Source organism: Clostridium tunisiense TJ, assembly GCF_000300195.1.
Taxonomy (GTDB): domain Bacteria; phylum Bacillota; class Clostridia; order Clostridiales; family Clostridiaceae; genus Clostridium_J; species Clostridium_J tunisiense.
Map to the genome: position 1 here is coordinate 281,968 of NZ_AMQH01000011.1, position 22,056 is coordinate 304,023.

General features: G+C 32.2%; 21 protein-coding genes. 1 reads left to right on the forward strand and 20 read right to left on the reverse strand.

Annotation, left to right across the window (positions count from 1 at the left end; all coding sequences use genetic code 11):
- Positions 1 to 67: 67 nt before the first annotated feature.
- A complete protein-coding gene (locus C661_RS0111410; protein ID WP_017415450.1) occupies positions 68 to 1,375 on the reverse strand; it encodes a methyl-accepting chemotaxis protein in 1,308 nt (435 codons plus the stop codon).
- Positions 1,376 to 1,770: 395 nt separating this feature from the next.
- Between C661_RS0111410 and cls the strand changes: the two genes are divergently transcribed.
- Entirely contained in the window at positions 1,771 to 3,219 is a 1,449-nt protein-coding gene (gene cls, locus C661_RS0111420) for a cardiolipin synthase (RefSeq protein WP_017415452.1), read from the forward strand.
- A 225-nt stretch (positions 3,220 to 3,444) separates the two neighbouring features.
- Here the strand turns inward: cls and C661_RS0111425 are convergent, their stop codons facing one another.
- The 19 genes from C661_RS0111425 to C661_RS0111515 form a co-directional block, all read right to left on the reverse strand.
- Positions 3,445 to 3,702 (reverse strand): HPr family phosphocarrier protein, encoded by a 258-nt coding sequence (locus tag C661_RS0111425; protein ID WP_017415453.1) that lies wholly within the window; start codon positions 3,700 to 3,702, stop codon positions 3,445 to 3,447.
- A gap of 55 nt (positions 3,703 to 3,757) precedes the next feature.
- Positions 3,758 to 5,473 (reverse strand): phosphoenolpyruvate--protein phosphotransferase, encoded by a 1,716-nt coding sequence (gene ptsP / locus C661_RS0111430; RefSeq protein ID WP_017415454.1) that lies wholly within the window; start codon positions 5,471 to 5,473, stop codon positions 3,758 to 3,760.
- A 17-nt stretch (positions 5,474 to 5,490) separates the two neighbouring features.
- A complete protein-coding gene (nagB, locus tag C661_RS0111435; protein WP_017415455.1) occupies positions 5,491 to 6,222 on the reverse strand; it encodes a glucosamine-6-phosphate deaminase in 732 nt (243 codons plus the stop codon).
- 156 nt (positions 6,223 to 6,378) lie between these two features.
- Positions 6,379 to 7,578 carry an N-acetylglucosamine-6-phosphate deacetylase gene (gene nagA, locus C661_RS0111440; protein ID WP_017415456.1) on the reverse strand — a complete coding sequence of 400 codons (1,200 nt, stop codon included), beginning with the start codon at positions 7,576 to 7,578 and terminating at the stop codon, positions 6,379 to 6,381.
- A 13-nt stretch (positions 7,579 to 7,591) separates the two neighbouring features.
- Positions 7,592 to 8,689, reverse strand: a complete 1,098-nt coding sequence (locus C661_RS0111445) for a DUF871 domain-containing protein (protein ID WP_017415457.1) — start codon at positions 8,687 to 8,689, stop codon at positions 7,592 to 7,594.
- A gap of 11 nt (positions 8,690 to 8,700) precedes the next feature.
- Positions 8,701 to 9,609 (reverse strand): N-acetylglucosamine kinase, encoded by a 909-nt coding sequence (locus C661_RS0111450; RefSeq protein WP_017415458.1) that lies wholly within the window; start codon positions 9,607 to 9,609, stop codon positions 8,701 to 8,703.
- Between the two features lie 449 nt (positions 9,610 to 10,058).
- Positions 10,059 to 11,351: a PTS sugar transporter subunit IIC gene (locus C661_RS0111455; RefSeq protein WP_017415459.1), complete on the reverse strand. Its 1,293-nt coding sequence runs from the start codon at positions 11,349 to 11,351 to the stop codon at positions 10,059 to 10,061.
- A gap of 54 nt (positions 11,352 to 11,405) precedes the next feature.
- On the reverse strand, positions 11,406 to 11,714 hold the full coding sequence (locus C661_RS0111460; protein WP_017415460.1) for a PTS sugar transporter subunit IIB: 309 nt from the start codon (positions 11,712 to 11,714) through the stop codon (positions 11,406 to 11,408).
- Between the two features lie 408 nt (positions 11,715 to 12,122).
- Positions 12,123 to 12,434 carry a PTS sugar transporter subunit IIA gene (locus tag C661_RS0111465; RefSeq protein ID WP_017415461.1) on the reverse strand — a complete coding sequence of 104 codons (312 nt, stop codon included), beginning with the start codon at positions 12,432 to 12,434 and terminating at the stop codon, positions 12,123 to 12,125.
- A gap of 245 nt (positions 12,435 to 12,679) precedes the next feature.
- Positions 12,680 to 13,573, reverse strand: coding sequence for a cation diffusion facilitator family transporter (locus C661_RS0111470; protein ID WP_017415462.1), 894 nt, complete (start codon positions 13,571 to 13,573; stop codon positions 12,680 to 12,682).
- A gap of 789 nt (positions 13,574 to 14,362) precedes the next feature.
- Positions 14,363 to 15,055: a response regulator transcription factor gene (locus C661_RS0111475; protein ID WP_017415463.1), complete on the reverse strand. Its 693-nt coding sequence runs from the start codon at positions 15,053 to 15,055 to the stop codon at positions 14,363 to 14,365.
- 16 nt (positions 15,056 to 15,071) lie between these two features.
- Entirely contained in the window at positions 15,072 to 16,520 is a 1,449-nt protein-coding gene (locus tag C661_RS0111480; RefSeq protein WP_017415464.1) for a HAMP domain-containing sensor histidine kinase, read from the reverse strand.
- Between the two features lie 40 nt (positions 16,521 to 16,560).
- Positions 16,561 to 17,781: an ABC transporter permease gene (locus C661_RS0111485; RefSeq protein WP_017415465.1), complete on the reverse strand. Its 1,221-nt coding sequence runs from the start codon at positions 17,779 to 17,781 to the stop codon at positions 16,561 to 16,563.
- Positions 17,782 to 17,795: 14 nt separating this feature from the next.
- A complete protein-coding gene (locus C661_RS0111490; RefSeq protein ID WP_017415466.1) occupies positions 17,796 to 18,488 on the reverse strand; it encodes an ABC transporter ATP-binding protein in 693 nt (230 codons plus the stop codon).
- Positions 18,488 to 19,693, reverse strand: coding sequence for an efflux RND transporter periplasmic adaptor subunit (locus tag C661_RS0111495; RefSeq protein WP_017415467.1), 1,206 nt, complete (start codon positions 19,691 to 19,693; stop codon positions 18,488 to 18,490). The genes C661_RS0111490 and C661_RS0111495 overlap by 1 nt, the downstream gene beginning before the upstream one ends.
- Before the next feature lie 276 nt (positions 19,694 to 19,969).
- Positions 19,970 to 20,566, reverse strand: coding sequence for a class I SAM-dependent methyltransferase (locus tag C661_RS0111500; protein ID WP_017415468.1), 597 nt, complete (start codon positions 20,564 to 20,566; stop codon positions 19,970 to 19,972).
- Positions 20,567 to 20,659: 93 nt separating this feature from the next.
- Complete coding sequence (locus C661_RS0111505) at positions 20,660 to 21,214, reverse strand: GNAT family N-acetyltransferase (RefSeq protein ID WP_017415469.1); 555 nt, start codon at positions 21,212 to 21,214, stop codon at positions 20,660 to 20,662.
- A 5-nt stretch (positions 21,215 to 21,219) separates the two neighbouring features.
- On the reverse strand, positions 21,220 to 21,471 hold the full coding sequence (locus tag C661_RS23965; protein WP_192812660.1) for a hypothetical protein: 252 nt from the start codon (positions 21,469 to 21,471) through the stop codon (positions 21,220 to 21,222).
- Positions 21,472 to 21,625: 154 nt separating this feature from the next.
- Positions 21,626 to 22,051, reverse strand: a complete 426-nt coding sequence (locus C661_RS0111515; RefSeq protein WP_017415471.1) for a hypothetical protein — start codon at positions 22,049 to 22,051, stop codon at positions 21,626 to 21,628.
- Positions 22,052 to 22,056 lie beyond the last annotated feature (5 nt).

Consider the following 22,056-nt stretch of genomic DNA (forward strand, 5'->3'; position numbering starts at 1 on the left):
TTTCAAGTAAGTTTTATTTCTGTGATTGTGCAAATTAATTTAACTCCGCAAACCTCTTCCACATTCCTTACAGCTTATATTTTTTAAGTCCTTCATCCATATTATTAGCTAAAGTATTTAATTCTTCCGCTGAATTTGACATTTCTTTAAAAATTTCTAACTGAGAATCTGCACTTGCAGCTAATTCCTCACTAGCTGCTGCTGTTTGCTCTGAAACTCTTGTACTGTTTTCAATAGCAGAAATAGCATCCTCTTTTAGATTTTCCATGTGGTTTATTGCTTCGTTTGTGTCATTGATTTTTTGTATAATTGATTCAATAGACTTAGCTATTTTATTAAAGGAACTCTCAGTCTGATCAACGGCTTCGAGTTGCTCACTAGAAACATTCTTCATAGACCTCATAGCATTAATTGCCTGTTGAGAATCCTTTTGAATATTTTTCATTGTATTTTTAATTTGTTCAGTTGATTTTTTACTTTCCTCTGCTAGTTTTCTAACTTCTTCTGCAACTACTGCAAAGCCTCTACCTGACTCTCCAGCTCTAGCAGCTTCAATGGCAGCGTTAAGAGCTAGAAGATTTGTTTGGTCTGCAATACTTTGTATTGAATCTACGAACAAACTTATATTATTTAACGTAACAGTAAGATTTTCTATAGCCTCAAATATCTTCTCTGAAGATATATTGTAATTATCAGATTCAATTCTTAGACTTTTAACAGTTTCAAGTCCTTCTTTATTTAAGCTACTTACACTGCTAGCCTCAGTCATCATATCGTGATAACTGTTACTAACAGCATCTATATGTTGAGACAATGCCTCAATCTTATCTACACTTTTTTGTGTTTCTGCCACTTGATTAGTTACACCTTTAGCAATTTCATCAATTGTGTTAGTTATTTCAGATATTGTTGCTGTGGCTTGTCTTACTTTTTCAGACATATTTAAAGAGGAGCTAACCATGGCTTTTGTAAGCTCAAAGCTTCCTTGTATTATTTTTCTCATTTCTGAAGTTAATGAGTTCATGTGATCTGCAATCTTGCCTAAAGCTTTGAAATCCTTCTTTTCAATATCCATAGATAAATCTCCAGAGTTTATAGCATGAGCAACATTAGTAAAATTGCTAGAAGCTTTTTTAATTACTGCCATAAATATAACTAATAAAAGTAATGCTAAAACTATATTTGATATAACACAAACTGTTGCTATCATTAAAAAGTTTTTTGAACCAGTAATGGCTTTTAATAAAAGCGCTAATATTGAACCCTCAACAGCTGTAACTATCACTGATAAAAAAATAGTGGCAGTAAAAGTTGCCTTTAATAGCTTTCCTACACTGCTTCCTTTACTTATACCTTTTTGAATTAACTCACTCATGGATATTTCCCCCTACACTTTTTTGTTCCTTTTAATACATCTTCATTTTTACGCTTCATACAGTCAGCAAAAATAAAGACTTTCTTATTCCTGCTTCTCATCTTGGTTCCCTTAAAGCTTTCTAGTGTTTCATAAAATACATTTTCACCTTCATAGCCTATATTTTGTCTACTCCGCCTATCAATCTATATTTTTCCTTATGTTTCTCACCAATCCTTTGCGATAATTACCAGGAAATAGCGCTGGTTTTATGAGGCCAAGCTTCCTTGACACCATTTTTTTAATTTGATACCATTATCGTACCGACTAGCCGGTAAATAAGTATTATATTAATATATCATAATAAACAGCTTTATTAAAGAGTAAAATCATTAAATATTCGAGGTGTAAAAATAATGTCCTGGATTCTTGGTGCTATATACTTACTAAACTTTATAACTATACTTACAATCTTATTTGTTGAAAGAAAAAAGCAATCCATTGCATTTACTTGGATTCTTATAATGACTTTTCTTCCTGTAGTTGGTTTTATCCTTTATCCTTTTTTAGGAAGGAATTTAAGACCCAATCAGAAAAAGTTATTTAAATTAAAAAGGGAATTTGATATTCTCTATAGCGAAAGACTTCAAAAGAAAAATTTACTTTTCAATGAGGATACTGCTTCTTATATAGATGAAAATACACACAAATACCAAGGTCTTATATCAATGAATTATAACGCTGGTAATAGTGTTTATTATCAAGATAATAATATTGATATATTTACTAAATGCACAGATAAATTCAACTCTTTGCTTAAAGATATTGAAAATGCTAATGACACCATACATATGCTCTACTACATTATTAATAATGATGAAATTGGCAGTGAAGTTGTAAACCTCCTTACAAAAAAAGCTAAAGAAGGTGTGGAAGTACGTCTTCTTTATGATCATGTGGGAAGTATTCTTACTCCTCAAAAAATGTTTAGGAATCTAATAAAGGCTGGAGGAAATGTTTGTAGATTTTTCCCTCTTAGTCTTGGAACTTATACCCGTGTGAATTATAGAAACCATCGTAAAATTGTTATTATTGATGGAAAGATTGGATATATAGGTGGAATGAACATTGGTGATGAGTATTTAGGTCTTCATAAGAAGCTTACCCCTTGGAGAGATACTCACTTAAGAATTACAGGTACTTCTGTGTATGCTCTTCAAGAGAGATTTCTAATGGATTGGTGTTATGCTTCAAACACTATGAAAGATATAGCTGCAGCTACTTTGAGTAAATTCTTCCCTCCATTCCAATCACAAGGAAATATTGGATTACAAGTACTTTCTAGCGGACCTGATGTTAGCGGAGAACAAATTAAACGAGGATACATAAAAATGATTACTTCTGCAAAGGAAAAAATATTTATCCAAACCCCTTATTTCATTCCAGATGAGCCCTTCCTTGAGGCTCTCCAAATTGCTGCCTTATCTGGAGTTGATGTTAGAATAATGTTACCTTCCATTGCAGATCATATCATAGTTAATCATGCCACAACTTCGTATATAAATGATGTTTTACCTTATGGCATTAAGGTATATTTATATCAAGGGTTTATTCATTCAAAAATGATTGTAATAGATGGAGAAGTTACCTCCATTGGAACTGCAAATATGGATGTTAGAAGTTTTTCTTCTAACTTTGAAATTAACACTTTTATTTATAACACTGAGTTCTCAAATAAGTGTAATGATATTTTTGAAAAGGATATGGCTGAAAGCAAATTAGTTACAAAAGAAACTTATGCCTCAAGAGGACGTATTGCTAAAATTAAAGAAGGTTTATGTAGGCTTTTATCTCCATTATTATAAATTTCAAACTTTAAAGTAGGATCATAAGAGTTGAAAACTTAATTAAAATATAATAAATAAATAGTCTAACCCTATAGGGTTAGAATTAAAAAGCAAGTGGCTACCTCATAATTCATGAAAATGTATAGTGAGTAGCTCTTTTATTTTTCTAAAATTAGAGGGACATTGAAAACAACTTCATAAAAATTTGTTTTCAACGTCCCTTTAATTACACTTTCAATATTTTTATTCTAGAGTTTCTATTAATTTTGTCACTGCCTCTACTGCTGCCACTTCGTCTTCACCTTCAGCCTGAATAGTTACAATATCACCACACATAGCCCCAATGCTAAGAACCCCTAGCAGACTTTTCATATTAACTTCTTTATGGTCCTTTTTTATTCTCATATCACTTTTAAACTTATTACCTTCTGCTACAACCTTTGCAGCTGGTCTAGCATGAAGCCCAATCTTATTTTTAACTACAACCTCTTGTTTAAACATAATATCCCCCCGTATTCTTATATTAAATTATAGGTAACCTAGGTAATCTCTTCCCTTATATCTGACCTTCCCTTGTTTCCCTTAAATATTCCTCAATTTCCTCTGAGGTAGCCATTAATAAAACCTGTTCAGCTATCCTTTTACAACCTTCATAACTTACTTTCCTAATTAGTTCCTTAGCTTTAAGGATAGATGGGGCATTCATGCTGAATTCATCAAGTCCTATACCAATTAATATAGGTACTGCTTTTAAATCTCCAGCCATCTCTCCACACATTCCTACCCATTTTCCTGCTTTATGAGCATTATCAATTACTAACTTAATAAGTCTTAAAACTGCTGGATGAAGAGGATTATAAAGATAAGAAACCTCCTCATTCATTCTATCTACAGCTATGGTATACTGTATTAAATCATTGGTCCCTATGCTGAAAAAGTCCACTTCCTTAATAAGTAAATCTGAAATCATTGCAGCAGAAGGAATTTCAATCATTATTCCTATCTCTATAGACTCTTTATAACCTAGCCCCTCTTTTCTTAGTTCCTTTTTAACTTCCTCTAAAACACCCTTAACTTGTCTTATCTCCTCAACACAAGAAACCATTGGAAACATTATTTTTAAGTTTCCAAAAACAGAAGCTCTTAAAAGGGCTCTTAACTGGGTTTTAAATATATCCTTCTCCTTAAGACATAATCTTAAAGCTCTATAACCTAGGAAAGGGTTTAATTCTTCTTTTAAGGGTAAGTAGGGTAACTTTTTATCACCACCAATATCTAGTGTTCTTATGATAACCCCTTTTCCCCCCATATTTTCTAAGGCTTCCTTATAAGCCTTAAATTGTTGTTCTTCAGTTGGGAGACTATTATTATCCATGTAAAGAAACTCTGTTCTGAAAAGTCCTACTCCCTGTCCACCAAGAGCTAAAACTTGTTTTGCATCTTCAGGATTTCCAATGTTTCCAGATAATTCCACTTTTCTTCCATCTAAAGTTATGGTTTCTAAAGCTTTTAAAGTCATAAGATAAGTTTTTTCTTGTAAAATTTCCGCTTGTAGCTTCTTAACCTCTACTAAAACTTCTTCCTCTGGATTTATAATTACTTCTCCCTTATCTCCATGGACTACTAAAAGATCTCCTTCTTTAATTTCCTCTATAGCTAAACCTACCCCCACTACAGCTGGGATGCCTAAAGTTCTTGCCATAATTGCAGAGTGAGAGGTTCTGCCTCCAACTCCTGTAACAAACCCTAAGACTTTTTCCTTATTCATTTGCGCAGTATCTGAAGGGGTTAAATCTTTTTTTACAATTATACACTGCTCCTTTATATCTCCTAGAGCTATAGTTTTAACTCCCAAAAGAAGGTTCATTATTCTGCCGCCCACATCTTTTACATCTGCTGCTCTTTCTATCATATATTCATTGCCCATATCTTCAAAAATGGAAACAAACATATTAATGGTTTCTTCCAATGCAAATTCTGCATTGACGCCTTCAGAGTTTATCTTCAGCTCAACTGCACCAAGGAACTCTGGGTCTTGAAGTATTAAAAGGTGAGCTTCAAAAATTTCAGCTTCTTCCTCTCCAAGGGTTTTATTTGTAAGCTCCACTATAGCTTTTATTTCCTCCTCAGCTGTAATTATTGCTGATTTAAATCTATCTATTTCTAAAGTTGTATTTTCAATTTTTCTTTTCTCAACTTTAGGTTTATCTTCCTTTATTATAAAGGCCTTTCCTATGGATACTCCACTTGATGCCCCAATCCCCTTAATCAAAACTGTTCCCCCTTACTTTACTCTCTTATTAACTCCCCAGCTTCTTTATCCACAATTAAAGTTACATCAGGATGAAGTTGTAAAATCGAAGCGGGTAAATCTGGAGTTATAGGACCATTAAGCATTCTCTCAATAACCTTAGCTTTTTCGTTTCCCGAAGCAAGAAGAATAATTTTCTTCGCATGCATTATAGTTTTTATTCCCATACTAATAGCACTTCTAGGAACCTCCTCTATAGAAGTAAAAAATCTAGAGTTTGCTTCTATAGTCTCCTCATCAAGATTTACTAAATGAGTTATAGCTTCAAACTTTATGTCTGGCTCATTAAAACCTATATGTCCATTTATGCCTATGCCAAGTAATTGCATATCAATTCCACCAGCATTTTTTATCTTAGCTTCATAACTTTTACACTCTGCTTCAATATCTTTCGCTGTTCCATCAGGAATATTTATATTATTTAAATCTATGTCAATGTGCTTAAATAAATTTTCCACCATATAGTAATGATAGCTTTGCAGGTTGTTTTTATCTAAACCATAATACTCATCTAAATTAAAGGTTTTTACCTGTTTAAAACTAAACTTTCCCTGGTTGTGCAAACTAACTAGCTCCTTATAAAAACCTATGGGCGTTCCACCTGTAGCCAATCCAATGACACTTTCTGGCTTTAATATAATTTGACTTGCCATCATGTCTGCAGCTACTCTACTCATATCCCTATAATTTTCCCCTATTATAATTCTCACTTTTCATATCACCTACCTCTAAATGGCCTTTTGGAAGGATTATTCTTTCCTCCCCTTTAGATAGAATCTTAAATTTTGCATGGCAAAGGCAACTTCTTTATGTTAAATTCTCTTCTAAAATGCCTGAAGAAAATCAGATGTTCCCTATTGAACCCTTCACAGTTTTAACTCTCTACCATTAATTATAGTTTTTGAAACCTCAAAAGCATTATCAAAAATTATAATATCGCTATGTTTTCCAATGGTTAAACTACCCTTATCCTTGTGAATACCAATAACTTTAGCTGGGTTTAAAGAAGCCATATTAACTGCTTCATATAGTTCTATACTGCTGTGCTCATAGAAATTTTTCACTGCCTTATTTAAGGTAAGAACGCTCCCTGCTAAGGTTCCATCTTTTAACCTAGCTGAATTATCTTTAACGGTTACTTCCTGTCCTCCCAAATCATAAATTCCCTCTTTCATGCACCCTGCTCTCATGGAATCCGTTATAAGCACCAGTTTATCTGTTCCTTTTACTGCTTTTAACATAGGAAAAACCCCTGGATGTACATGAATTGTATCTGCTATAATCTCACAGGTTATATTACTGCCTAATACCGCTCCAACAACCCCTGGTTCCCTGTGATTTAAAGGAGTCATTGCGTTAAAAAGATGGGTAGCATGACCTATTCCACTTTCAATGCTTTTCATAGCTTCCTCATAAGTTGCATTTGTATGACCTATGGAAAGCACAATCTCCTTATACTTACTAACCTTATTAAGGAAATTATGATTTTCATCTTTTTCTGGAGCAAGGGTTATAATTTTTATAATGTCTAAGTAATTCTTAATAAAATTAAAGTCTGGCCTCATTATATGGTTAGGATTCTGAGCCCCTTTATACTTTTTATTGATAAAAGGCCCTTCCACATGACAACCTAACACTGTTGCTCCATCCATCTCACTGTTCATGGTAGTTCTAATAACCTCAAAAGCTTTATAGATATGTTCTTTATCCATGGTCATAGTGGTAGGTAAAAATCCTGTTACTCCATTTTTAGCTATGGTTTTACTAATTACCTTAAGGGCTTCTATTTCTCCATCCATAGTATCTCGTCCTCCAGAACCATGGATGTGAATGTCAATAAGTCCTGGACCAACATATTGTCCCTTTGCATCAATAACCTCTAGTTTCTTGTGCTTATGTTCTTCATAGTTATCATTAAAAGAAGTCACCATAAAGTAATTCCCATTGGAATCCATAGTTATTTTATCCTCATCAAGGATATCTATGATTTTTTCTTCATAAATAAGAGCTTTATTTTTAAGCACAGCATTTTCTGTTATGATGTTTCCATTTATTATTGCCTTCATATACTCACCTTCCCTAAAGCTCCTTTATACTCTCAGTAAACCCAAACTTTTGCCAAGGCTCTATAAAATCTAAGAGAAATAGCTCCTCCTTATTTATTCTTCCCACCACATTAGTTTTTCCTGAATTCTTCATATCCTTAAGTGCAACTTGAAGTTCCCCAGCATAATGTCCATATAAGGATGTATCAATAAGTAAATCCCCTCTTTTTATATCTGGACAATTAAAGGGAATAAATTCCTGACCTTTATACTTCACTCTACTTTGGGTTGATCTAATCATATACTCTGAAACATCTCCCCTATTAAAATGAAACTCTTCCAAAACTATTTTTCTCTCAATTGGTGGAATATTATCCACCAATTCTACATCAAAAGTTATAATATTGCGATTTAAGGCACCTAAAGCTTTAAGCTCCTCCTCTGATGCAAAGCAATTAGCTACTATCACATCATCTACTAAATTAGTTGCAAATAAATGTTTAGCTTGAGCCGTGATTGGAAGCTTTCTATGTTGCTCTAGGGTGCAAAGCCCCTCATTTACTGGCCAAGGACCAAAACTTGCATTCCTCGAAGACACAAAAGCTGCAGTTCTAATACCAAAATCCTTAAACTGCTTACTGCATTTTATAAAATGGTCATAACTTAAACCAGAATATCTATGTGGGTAAAAATTATGACAACCAATTAAATTTTCAACATTTGGTTTATAGCTCATTATATTCTCTAAATATCTTGTTCCATTACTCATATTTATTTCTATTTTTAATCCATAGGGGTTAAAGGTCATTATGGATTCCTCTATACCACTAAAACCCAAGTCCAGCCTGATACCATAAGCGTTAAGCTCCTTGAAAAAACTTAAGTCCTTATAACTTATTCCAAGCTGTCCAAACACATTTGGACTAACATCTGCAATAACTTCCATGCCTAATTTGTTAGCTTCATTAATTATTTCCTTAAACTCACCAATGATTTTTTCTTTGTCTCCCTGAACCGATAACAAACAAGTAAAAACTCTTGAAAAACCATAGCTATGAGCCAGGTTCAAATAAGCTAAATTCTCCTCCAAAGTTGCTTTTTCTGGGTATATTGAAACACCTAACTTCCTCATGTAAATCCCTCCTAAATTAATGTTTTTAAAGCTAAGTAATAAGCTCCTAAAGTTGGTGATACTTCTTTATCAACTATTGCTACAGATCTTATATTCTCCTTTAAGGCCTTCTCAAACTCACTTTTCACAATTGGTACCTTAGTTAAAATACTTCCTTTTATTCCAACGGTTACAGACTCCTTAAATCCAAGACTTTTATAAACCCTCAAGGTAGTATCAGCTAAATCTCTTCCGCTTCTTTTAAGTATTTCTATAGCGGACTCTTCTCCTTTTTCTGCACATTTAACTATTGCTGGAACTAAGGCTGCAATTTGACCCTTTGTTGATCCATAAACAAAGGATATTACTTCTTTTCTATTTTCTATGCCCATTTCCTTCAATAAAACTCTTGAAAGATTACTTTTTTTTAGTTCCAAGTCCTCTTCTAAGGTCATAAGTTTTAAAGCCTCTATGGCAATGAAATATCCACTACCTTCATCCCCAAGTAGATGTCCCCAGCCTCCAGCCCTCTTGGCTTTTCCCTGATTAACTCCATAACTTATTGAACCGGTTCCAGAAATAGTGAGAATTCCATCTTCACCCTTTAAAAGAGCAGCAAGGGCTATTACTGCATCATTAACCACCTTAACCTTCACCTTATATCTATTTATCAAAGTATCTGTAATAAAAGTACTTGAATCTTCACTTTCAGCTCCAGCCATCCCCAAATATATGGCTTTGCATTCCTTATTCTCCATGGATTTAGGAAGCTTTGAACTGCACTGTTCTATGGAAGTAATAATATTTTCCATTGCCTGCTTTTTATTTATAAGGATATTACTAAAACCTGTGTTTGACCTGCTCAGTTCTTCCCCCTCCAAGGTATATGCCACAGCCTCAGTCTTTGTACCTCCACCATCTATACCTATAATATAATCCAACAAAATCACCTACCCTATATGGTTATTAATATGTAGCTATTAATATATCTATGGTGTTACCCACTACTTTATTAATTAAATAATGAACAAGTTGATTTTATAGGAAACTAAAATTAATAAGGTCTCACAAATGATTTCCTTTTAGTCTCCTTAAAAACTATTTAATTATATGCAACCAGAATTAAAACTTAACTTATACATGAGTCCTCCCCTGGGTTCCTTAAGGAGTTATGAATATGAATAAGTTAAAACTATATCATGGAACCCTATAGATATACCACGTCATAGCTTTAAATAAAATTAAGTTTTTTCAATGCTTCGATAGCAAAGTACTTTAACGTTTCAAGTGGTAAATCTATATAAATGAAGTTTTAAACTGTCCTTGTGTTGGTAAAAAACTCTAACAGTTTCCTGTTAGAGTTTTTAGACCTTTTATATTTTACAGATTACTATAGATTCATAGAATTTGAATTACCTTTAAATTCTAATTCCTTAGCATGTTTTTCAGCAACCATAACAAATGGCATATAAACTAAAATACCTATACAAATATTTACTAATTGAAGAATTATCCCCATTACTGATCCTGTTGCTAAGAATCCACTTATGATTGGTGGCATTGTCCAGTGAACTATAGCTATGGTTTTTGGAACAAGGCCTATAGCTATGGCACCATAACTTATAATTGTAAGCAATACAGGTAGGAAAATAAAAGGAATAGCATAAATTGGGTTTAGTACTAAAGGCATACCAAATAATACTGGCTCATTAATATTGAAAGCTGCAGGAGCTATTCCAAGCTTTGCCTTTGCCTTATTCTCTTGTCTTTTTCCTATTATTAATATAGCTATTAGAAGACAAATAGAACTACCTGCACCACCCATGTATACAAAGGTGTCAAAGAATGAGGAAGTTACTATATTCTCTGCTGCTTGACCTGCTTGGAAAGCCTTAACGTTAGCTTCCATTAATGGTAAGAATAAAGCACTTGTAATTGGTAGAAGTATGTTTGTTCCATGAAGTCCAAAGAACCAAAGCAAGTGAACTAAGAAAACTACTAACAAGGCTGCTGGTAAACTACTTGCAAGTCCTAGTAGTGGCTCTTGAATTAACTTAAAGATAAACTGATGTATATCTGGAATTCCTACTAAATCTAAAAGTATCTTTAAGGCACCAAAGATTGCTAAAACAATTAAAGATGGAAGTAAAGCTGCAAAGGATCTGCCAACAGCTGGTGGAACCCCATCGGGCATTTTAATAACCAACCTTTTATTCCCCATAAGCTTAACAAAAAGCTCTGTTGCCACAAGTGAAACAAACAAGGCAACGAACAACCCCTGTGCTCCAAGGTATCCATAAGGAATTGCCCAATCCTTAGCAGATCCTGCATAAAGCATCAGCAAAGACGCAAAAGATACAACCCCTGCTGTTAAGCCATCCTTTTCGTAAGATTTGGCAAGATTGTAACTTATAGTAAATACAACTAATAAGGACATAATTGCAAAGGTTCCATTCCATAAGGTACCTCCAAAGGAGTTCCACTTCTCACCAAAGATTCCCTTCATAAAGTCTCCCCAGCCTGGTATTGGAAAATTGTTAAAAAGTACTGCTAACGAACCTACTAAGATTAAAGGCATAATAGCAACGAACCCATCACGTATAGCCACTAGATGTCTTTGCGAACCAATTTTACCTGCAAAAGGTACAAAATACTTTTCCAGAAAATCCATGACTCTTTTCATTAAAATTCCCCCCGTGATTAATATTTATAAATTCCTTAGCCACTGGCTAAATAATTACTGACTCAAAAGAGTTAAGGCATGTTGTAAAACTTTCTCCCCGTTCATTAATCCATAGTCCATGCTGTTTATAACATCAACTTTTATCCCCTTTGGCTCATAAGCACCTTTGTATTTGCTAAGTAAGAATCTTACTTGAGGTCCAAGAAGCAGTACATCTGTATCTTCAATATGATGTTTTAACTCTGCTTCAGCCACAGCTATTATCTTAGCTTCTATATCAAGTTTTTTAGCTGCTTCAACCATCTTAACCACAAGAAGACTTGTAGACATTCCTGCTCCACATACTAGAGTAATTCTTTTCATTTAATCCCTCCCTTTCCTATTTTTTTATTGGCTACCAAAGTCAAACTATTAACTTTACAGGAGCTTACTTTCTTTTCCTTAAAAACCCACAAAGTCAGTAAATTAAAATTTCACTAAAAAATCTTTAAGAACTTAATAATAAATGAGACTAAATTAATACCCTAAACTCCTTTATAATTTCATGTATTAAATTTAACTTGGAAACCTTTATCTATAAATATTAAATAGCAATTTCTGTGCCAACACACTAAACTAAGATAATTTTTCAATTTTCATGCCTATATACCTTATTATTAACTGAATAGTCTTGAAATTTTGCTTAGTGCTTTAAAATTCACCTAGTGTTTTTCTTTTTATTTAGTGTTTTAATAAATTCACTAGTGTTTCATTTTATTTTTTTATAGTGTTTTACTGTTTTGAAAATCTTTCATACATATCTACAAATTCCTGTGCAAGATCCTTTACGGTAATGGCATTCATAAGATGATCCTGTGCATGAACCATAAGAAGAGTAACGTCTACGGTATTTCCTGAAGCCTCATCTTGAATGAGCTTGGTTTGTGCTATATGTGCCTTAGCTAATTCTTCACCAGCCTTTACTAATACCTCTCTTGCCTCTCTTACCTTATCAGCCTTAGCAAGCTGAATTGCCTCCATAGAATAACTTCTAGCATTTCCCCCATTAACAATAATTTGTAGCATTACCTCCTGGTAATTCATGTCCATCATCCTCTCTCAAATTGTTTATTAAATAAATTTAAATTATTTCCTACTTATACTAATAATTATAGCAATTTCTATGCCAAAACAGAAAGTATGCTATTAAGTAGCTAGCAATATAATTTAAATAAAAAAATCAGATGCTATAAACCTCATCTGATTTTTTAATATTTCATTCATTCTTTGTGTCTTATTTCATCTTTACCTAACACAAATGTATTAATACTACCTTCTCACTAGGATAACTATATACTTTCACTGGAACCTTCTAAGAGGTAGTATGGTTCTAGGTGAACAATAACCTGAGTATTTTCACAAACTTCTCTTCTCACTTCATCCTCAATATTGTGTATAAGGTTATGAGATTGTTCAACTGTATCATTTGAGTCAACCTTAATATGGAGGTCTATGAAAATTTCATCATTTCTTCCTCTGCTTCTAATTCGATGTACATCCCTAACCTGAGGAAACTTAAGCACTACTTTTTTAATTATTTCTGAATCAACAACAGCCCTATCTACTAAAACTGCACTATTTTCCTTAAATATCTCATAAGCAGCATGAAATATAAATATAGCTACTATTATTGATGCAATAGGATCAATCACTGCTGGCAATCCAAGTCGTATGCTTAAAAGAGTTATCAGTACTCCTATAGAAACATATATATCAGACCTTGTATGCAAGGAATCACATATTAATATGGAGCTGTTTAATTTCTTTCCCTCTCTGTATTCAAACACACTTACAAATACATTCACTGCTAAGGTTAAAATTAGAGCTAATATGCTCTCTAAAGTTATATCTGGAGTTCTTGGAATAAAAAATCTTTGAACTGCACTAATTAAAACACTAATTCCCACAAAAGTAAGCATTCCTCCAATAAAAAGACTTGCTAATGTTTCAAATTTCCTATGACCGTATGGGTGATCCTCATCAATAGGTTTTGCTGCATACCATATACCAATAAGCCCAACTATATTAGAAGAACCATCTGAAAGTGAATGGAAGCCATCTGCCGAAAGGCTTGTGCTTTTTATCATGCTCCCAACAAATATTTTTAATATTGCTACAAAAATATTTGCAAACAGTATAACAATTAGCACTTTTTTAACTCTTTCTAGATTATTATATGACATAATTTAACCCCTCTTTTTTTGATTACTAAAGTATTGTTGTTTTTAACCATATATAATATTGATATGCAATATTTAAAAATATGTTCTCAATTAATAATATATTATAAATATAATACACCCACAACCCTAGTACCGTCAACATATTAGCCGTAATACTTATTCTCAATTGATACTAAATTCCTATGAATATTGACACTCATTACCATGGCTGTTTGGCTCTATTTATTCTATACTTAAGAAATCCCCTAGTTTTCAGTTAAACTTTAGCAGTAAATTCATAATAATAAACTTCTTGGCATTTCACTATTAACATAATAGGTTAGATTACAATGAAAAATCCTTAAAGGGCACATAGCACTTTAAAGATTAGTGTAAATTTCTAAATAGGCATTAAATATCTTTAAATCAAATTAAGCTCATCAGGATTACTTAATGAACATTAAGTAATCCTGATGAGCTTAAATAAAATTATTCAATAAACCTAGCGTTAATTAAGCGGTAAACCTATAACCTACACCCCAAATAGTTTCAATATATTCTCCCCTAGTTTTCAGTTAAACTTTAGCAGTAAATTCATAATAATAAACTTCTTGGCATTTCACTATTAACATAATAGGTTAGATTACAATGAAAAATCCTTAAAGGGCACATAGCACTTTAAAGATTAGTGTAAATTTCTAAATAGGCATTAAATATCTTTAAATCAAATTAAGCTCATCAGGATTACTTAATGAACATTAAGTAATCCTGATGAGCTTAAATAAAATTATTCAATAAACCTAGCGTTAATTAAGCGGTAAACCTATAACCTACACCCCAAATAGTTTCAATATATTCAGGATTAGAGGGATCAAACTCAATTTTTTCTCTCAATTTTCTTATATGGACAGTTACTGTGGCAACACCACCAAAGGAGTCTAAGCCCCAGATTCTTTCGAATAGTTCTTCCTTAGTAAACACTCTATTGGGATTACTAACTAGAAGAAGTAGTAGATCAAATTCCTTTAAAGTAAATTCAGTTTCATCACCATTTACGTATACTTTTCTTGCTATTTTATCTATGGCAATGCCCTTAATCTCCACTAGATTTTTATTTATTGACTTGTTTTTATCCATAAGCCTTTCATATCTAGCAATATGAGCTTTAACCCTTGCCACAAGTTCATTAGGACTAAAGGGCTTTGTTATGTAATCATCTGCTCCCAGCCCAAGACCTCTCATTTTGTCTACATCTTCTTTTTTTGCAGAAACAATAATTATTGGAATTTCAACTTCACTTCTCAACTTCTTGCAGATTTCAAAGCCATTCATGTTAGGTAGCATTAAATCCAATAAAATCAAATCATAATCTCCACTTTTTGCTTTAAGTAGCCCAGTATCTCCACTATTTTCAATATCCACAGAAAAACCATTGATTTCGAGATAATCCATTTCTAATTCTGCTATGCTTATATCATCTTCAACTATTAAAATCTTTTTCATAATTTGATCCACCTTGTCAATTAATACTTTTCAAGGAAAAGAAAATTGAAGTTCCTTCACCTAACTCACTTTCAGCCCAAATCTTCCCCTTATGTTCTTCTATAATTTTTTTAGCAATTGCAAGGCCCAGTCCTGTTCCTCCCACAGTTGTTCCCCTGGATACATCACTTCTATAAAATCTTTCAAAAATATAGGATAGTGATTCCTCTGGTATACCCTTACCATTATCTTTTATTTCAACTGTAATATAATCCTTGCTTTCACTTAGGATTATATCTACCTTTAGTTTTTCATCTTTTTTATACTTTATAGAATTTCCAACAATATTCATTATGGTTCTTTTTATTTGCTGCACATCAATTTCTGCATATATTAATTTTTCTGGCAGAATTGAAGTTAGCTCAACCTCTGATGTATCTAAATCAAAGCTAATTTCATCTACACAATCTTTTATATAGCTTACCATATCAACCCTTTGATATTTAAAATTTTCCTTATTTAAATCCAGCTTTGAGAATAAAAATAAGTCATTAATCAAATTATCCATGTAAATAGCTTTAGTGTATATAGTGGTAACATACTTATCCATCTTCTCTGGTGTATCTGCTACACCATCCTTTATCCCCTCCACATACCCTTTAATAGAGGTAATAGGGGTTTTTAAATCATGAGATATATTTGAAATTAATTCTCTTCTATTTTCTTCATACTGCTGTTGGAGTTCTAAGGATTCCTTTAGTCTTAATCTCATTTCTTCAAAGGTCTGACTGAGTTGTGCTATCTCATCTTTTGAATTAATCTTAATATTATAATCTAAGTTTCCTTGTTTTATTTCATTTGCTGCCTTTTCTAACTCTTTTAAAGGTTTTACTAGGGTTCTTGAAGTCCAATAGCTTAACATCATATTTGTAAGTATTAGTATAATTAGAGAAAAAATTAAAATTATAAAAGAACTTTCTCTATAAATTCTTTTAAAGGTCTCTAAATTAACAATATAAAAAATACTACTTTCGCTACCATCCTTTAAGTAAAAATCTTGTTGTCCTAAAATGTATAGTCCTTCTCCTGGTGGAACTTTTTTTTCTGAATTAAAGGGAGGCAAAGTTTCCACCTTAATATAATCTTTAACAAGTTCTGACTCATAAATTATTTTATTATTTACTACTAGCACAATTCCCGTGTTACTAACTGTTGAGGTTTTCTCCAGTTCAAGTAAGTATTCACTTTCAACAATTTTGTCAGGGTCCTGTAATATTTGTCTATTTACCTTTTTTTGAAACTTATTGTTTGAGGTTATAACTTCTGTAAAAAGTTTGTAAGTATTTTTTTCAAATTTACTAGCGTTACCCTCCTCTACTTTTCCTACCACATGATTAAGAAAAATATTGCTTATTACGGCTATTAGAATAAATGGAATTATTATCATTGCTATATAAGTGAGCCTTAACCTTGATTTTATAGTCATGTATAATTATTTCCTTTCTATTTTAACTAAAACCATTTTACTATTCATATCTAAGAGCTTCTATTGGATCTAGATTAGCTGCCTTTCTCGCAGGATAAATTCCAAAGAATATTCCCACTGCTGAGGAGAATAATATAGCTCCCACAATAACTTCAGTAGAAAGCCTTGGAGTTATATTTGCGAAACTTCCTAGCATATAAGCTCCCGAAATACCAATTATCATACCAATAATTCCCCCAATTAGAGATATTATAACAGATTCAGTTAAAAATTGAAGTAAAATTGCATTGGTTGTTGCACCAATTGACTTTCTAATTCCTATTTCCCTGGTTCTTTCAGTTACAGAAACAAGCATAATATTCATTACTCCAATTCCACCCACTAGTAATGAAATAGCTGCTACAGCACTTATGAAAGCGGTGAAAATTCCTAATATGTTATTAATTTGATCTAATTGATTTAAGGCATTTTGTGCCTTATATAGATCCTTACCCCTATTATTATGCCTACTTTCAAGGATATTTATTGCTCCACTGCCTGCATTCTCTGAAGTGGATTTTTCTGTAGCCATAACACTTATTTTATCTAAGGAAAACTCACTAGAGTACATATTTTGGAGTAAGGTCGCTGGTACATACATAAGAGCAGGTCTTTGGCTCATATCAACCCCAAAGTCTCCCATAATAGATTTTGTAACTCCAACAACTGTTACTTTAATTGGAGATGCATTTGAACCTATCTTTAAACTTTTCCCTACAGCATCTTCATATCCAAAGAGAAGCTTTGCTGATACTTCATCTAAAATTACTATATTTTTTCCCTCAAGATACTCCCTTTCATTGAAAGGTCTTCCATATACGAATTCCATATTTTGTATTATTAAGCCATCAGTGTTGGTACCTGTGATACTCGCTCTTTTACTAAGAGTCTCTGATACTGCTACCCCTTGTTTTGATATACTAGGTGCAATATATTTAACGGTTTCTACATTATTTTTAATTTGTTTAATATCTTCAAAAGTAATAGAATCACTTTTAGAAGCTTTGGTACTATCAACAGAAATATTTATTGTAGATGAACCAATCTTTTCAAATTCACCTGTAATGGTACTTTGTCCTCCTTGCCCCAATGCTACAATAGCAATTACTGAGCTTATACCTATAATTATACCTAACATAGTTAAAAAGGAGCGCATCTTATTTGAAATAATGCTATCTACAGCCATTTTAAAGTTTTCTGACAAGTTACTTATAAAATTCATAATCCACACTCCTTCTATAATAAAATTCTATCCTTAACTGAGTAATCTTCTACTATTTCCCCATCTTTGAACCTAACCACTCTTTTAGTATGCTGTGCAATATCTGGTTCATGGGTAACCATTATTATAGTAGCTCCTTCATTATTTAAATCCTGAAATATTTTCATTATTTCAACTGATGATTTAGTATCTAAATTTCCTGTAGGTTCATCAGCCATTATTACAGCTGGGTTATTCACTATAGCCCTAGCTATAGCAACCCTTTGTTTTTGTCCCCCTGAAATTTCGTTTGGTCTATGCTTAACTCTATCACTTAAGCCCACCCTATCTAGAGCTATTAAAGCCTTTTCACGTCGCTCACCTTTAGGTACTCCAGCATAGGCCATTGGTAGCTCTACATTTTCAAGAATTGTCATTCTAGGAAGTAAGTTGAAAGCTTGAAATACAAACCCGATTTCCTTATTTCTAATTAAAGCTAGCTCATTATCACTAAGATTAGAAACATTTTTTCCATTTAATATATAGGTTCCATTATCCATTTTGTCAAGACAACCTAAGATATTCATCATAGTAGATTTTCCTGACCCTGAAGGTCCCATTATAGAAGTAAATTCTCCCTTTTCTATTCTTAAGTTTATATTTTTAAGAGCAGTAAAATTAATTTCTCCAGTAACATATTTTTTTACTATGTTTTTAACTTCTAACATTATTTCTCCTCTCCCCCAGCTTCTTTAACAACCTCACCAGACTTCATATTAGTACTTGGGTTTAAAATTACTTTCTCTCCTGGGGTTATTCCTTCTACTACCTCTGCTTCCATATCAGACTGAAGCCCTAGCACAATCTTCTTTTCCACAACTTTATTTCCTTCAATTGAGAAAACATAGGCCTTTCCTTCCTTATCACTTCTAATACTTTCTGCTGGAATCCTTAACACACTTTTTACCTCTCCAAGTAGTAAATCCACATCTGCATCAAAATCAACCTTTAACCCTTCAGCCTTATCAACAATATCAATTTCTACTGAAAGCGTTGTTTCTGTGCCTGCTGCTGATGGAGCTTTTTTAGCTATTGGATCTATAAAGGATACCGCTCCCTTATACTCCTTGCCATCATATTTAATCACTGCCTCTTGTCCTAATTTAATTTTTGATGCATCATACTTACCAGCAGATAATACAACTTTAAGATTGTCCACATCTTGAACTGTTATAGCTGGCTGAGTTGCTACAGTAGTTGTGGCGCCTTCAACAAGGTTTACTGCCGTTACAACTCCATTAAAGTCCGCAACTAAAGTACTCTGACTTTTTGAAAGGCTGCTTTTTGCATTATCTAAATTTAGCTTTTGTAGTGCTATATTATTATCTGATTGTTTAAGCTGCTCACTTGAGAAGGGTTCTTTTAAAGAATCCTTTTTTGTAATAAGAGGAGCCTTTTGACTTTCTAACTGAGGAACCTTTGCTGCCTCAGCTGGATTTTTCTTAGCTTCTTCAATTTGAGCCTCTAAATCTGATATTTGTTTCTTTAAATCTGCAATAGTACCTTTAACCTCATTATTGCTGTTTACTTGGTTTTGTTTAGTTAGAACAGCATTATCATAGCTAAGCTGGGCTTGCTTAACAGCAATATTAGGATCAGTTACCTCAAATTCAGCTAGCACTTGTCCCTTTTCAACTCTATCTCCAACTTTCACATTTACTTTTTTCACTTTACCCTGAATTGCAAAATAATCTTTGCTATTTTTTGATTTAATTGTAGCAGTAGTTGATAGATACGCCTTCACATCTCCTTGTGTTACCTCTGAAGTTTTTACAGTTGCTCCTACCTCTTTGCCTTCTTTCCTAGTCGCTATAAATATTCCACCTGTGATTACAGTTGTAATTAATATAAAAGTTATTACTTTCTTTTTCATAATTTGGGCCTCCATTAATTTTTATTTAATTATCATAATGTAATTGTACAAGGTGACTATAAAGCGCCCTTAAAGTAATTCTTAAATATTTCTAAAATAACTTTAAAATATTTATAAAGTCATATTACTTCTTGAAGAAGTTTTCATATGATAGCTCCTTAATCTTAAAGTAGATCCCTAATAAAAAATGCAGATATAAACTTTAATATCAGTTCATATCTGCATTTTACTTTTATAAATTTAAAATCCTAACTCTTTTATACTTTCCCCTCTGACTTAAACATTAATTTCCATGTTAAAATCATCTTTTCTTTTCCGAAAAATATAAGTAACAAAAAAACCTCTTTCATCTTGATTTTCATTATACTCAATTAACTGAAAGAACTTTAATATATCTTCAAAATCAGTTGGTTGGATTAAATCTTCCTTTCTAATTTTAGAATCAGCTTTATGCTTATATCCAAAACCAGAAACAAATAGAATACCTTCCTCAGTTATATGGCTTTGAATCTCTTTAAGTTGCTGTTTACTTAGTCTATAATGATTAATTAAAATATTATCGAAAATCCCCATATGATTTAAAGCATTTTGTATTGTTAAATCAATTTGTATTGTATTTACTGTATAACTATTTCTTTCTGCAAACATGTTCAAACGTTGAAGTGCTTTATTACTAAAATCTACGCCTGTAACTTTAAAGCCTTTCTCAATTAGGAATAAGGTATTTCTACCGTCACCACATGCTATATCAAGAACAGTGCCTTTCTTAAAATATCTAATACTTTGTACTAAAGTATTTTCTGGACTTAGTGGATTAGCACCTCTATTAACAAACTTTTCATCCCAAAATTCTTTGTTTCCCATATACTCCATTTAATCCCCCCCCCATGCTAGATAAACTTTACAAAATTTTTATATTGTATCCTAAGCTACTAGGAGACAATATAAGAATAAAACTAAGAATATTTATTCCAACTTTTCATTTAATAAAACCATATGTATATGGTCTTCCCATTTACCATTTATTTTTAAATATTTGTAGGCTAACCCTTCATTATAAAACCCTAATTTTTCAACTACTCTCATAGAGCGGTTATTTTTCGGCATAATATTTGCTTCAATTCTATGCAATCCAAATTCATTAAACATAACTTCAATTCCCTTTTGAATTGCTTCTGATATATAACCTTTATTAATTTCATCCTTATCTAATTTATAACCAAGTGTACAGGATAGAAAAGCACCTCTAACAATGTTACTAAAGCCAACAGTTCCTATTATTCTGTTTTCATCTTCCTTTTTAAAAATCCATAATCTTAAAGCATTATTATTTTCAATACTGGATAATTCTTTATCCAGTTGTTCTTCCTGATACTGCTTAGTGTAAAATTCCTTCTTCTTCACTGGTTCCCACTGTTCTAAAAAACACTTATTATTTAAATAATAGTCAATAACCAACTCTGCATAGGATTTGTCTATCACTTTTAGCACAAGTCTTTCCGTTTCATAAACTTTTTGCATTAAAATCACTCCCCAAAGGTATCTATGATTAGTATAAAGACGTCTCTACCCAGAAATATTATATCATTACCGCAAGTAATACTAAATCTTACATAAACAGGTATAGCTCCTACTAATGTAATACTATTTACTACTGCAAATAAATACTCCCCTTTGCTTATTATATCTTGTACATTTATTGATTTTAGGTTAGAATAATATTGTTGGGTAAAGAGTGGTGGTGTAAAAACTTTTAACTTTTTATTATAAAACAACATTCACACATTGTAAATACAAATTTTAAATTTATACATAAAAAAAGGAAGTTTTAAAAACTTCCTTTTTATTTTGCAATAAATCTTGTAAAGAGTGCTATATTTGCTTAATTTACTTTGACAAATCAAAATTCCTATCTCATTTTTATAATTAATTCTATTTATCTTCTATCTGTGTATGTAGTTTTAAAATAGCGCAAAATAGAATGACTAAATTAAGAATAATAAATACTACTTGAGCTAAGAAACCAAAGGATAATGCCGATTGAGATTGCATAGCATCACCAATTTTAATTCTATTATTTATTAATGTTGCTATGGGTCCTTGTACATATTCTTTCAAATATATTACGCTTAATATCCCTATAGTTACACTTAATATCTTGCTATTACTTATTTTTAATAGACATAATACTGCCAACATAAATATTATATAAACTATGAAAAACTTAGTTGCACTTAGTACCTCAATATCAAAAATCATAAACTCAAGCTTATGCCATAATGTAAACATATAAGACAAAATAATATATGCTATTGTGCAACTTGTATTAAAGACTTTTCCATTTTTAAAACCCACCATAACAA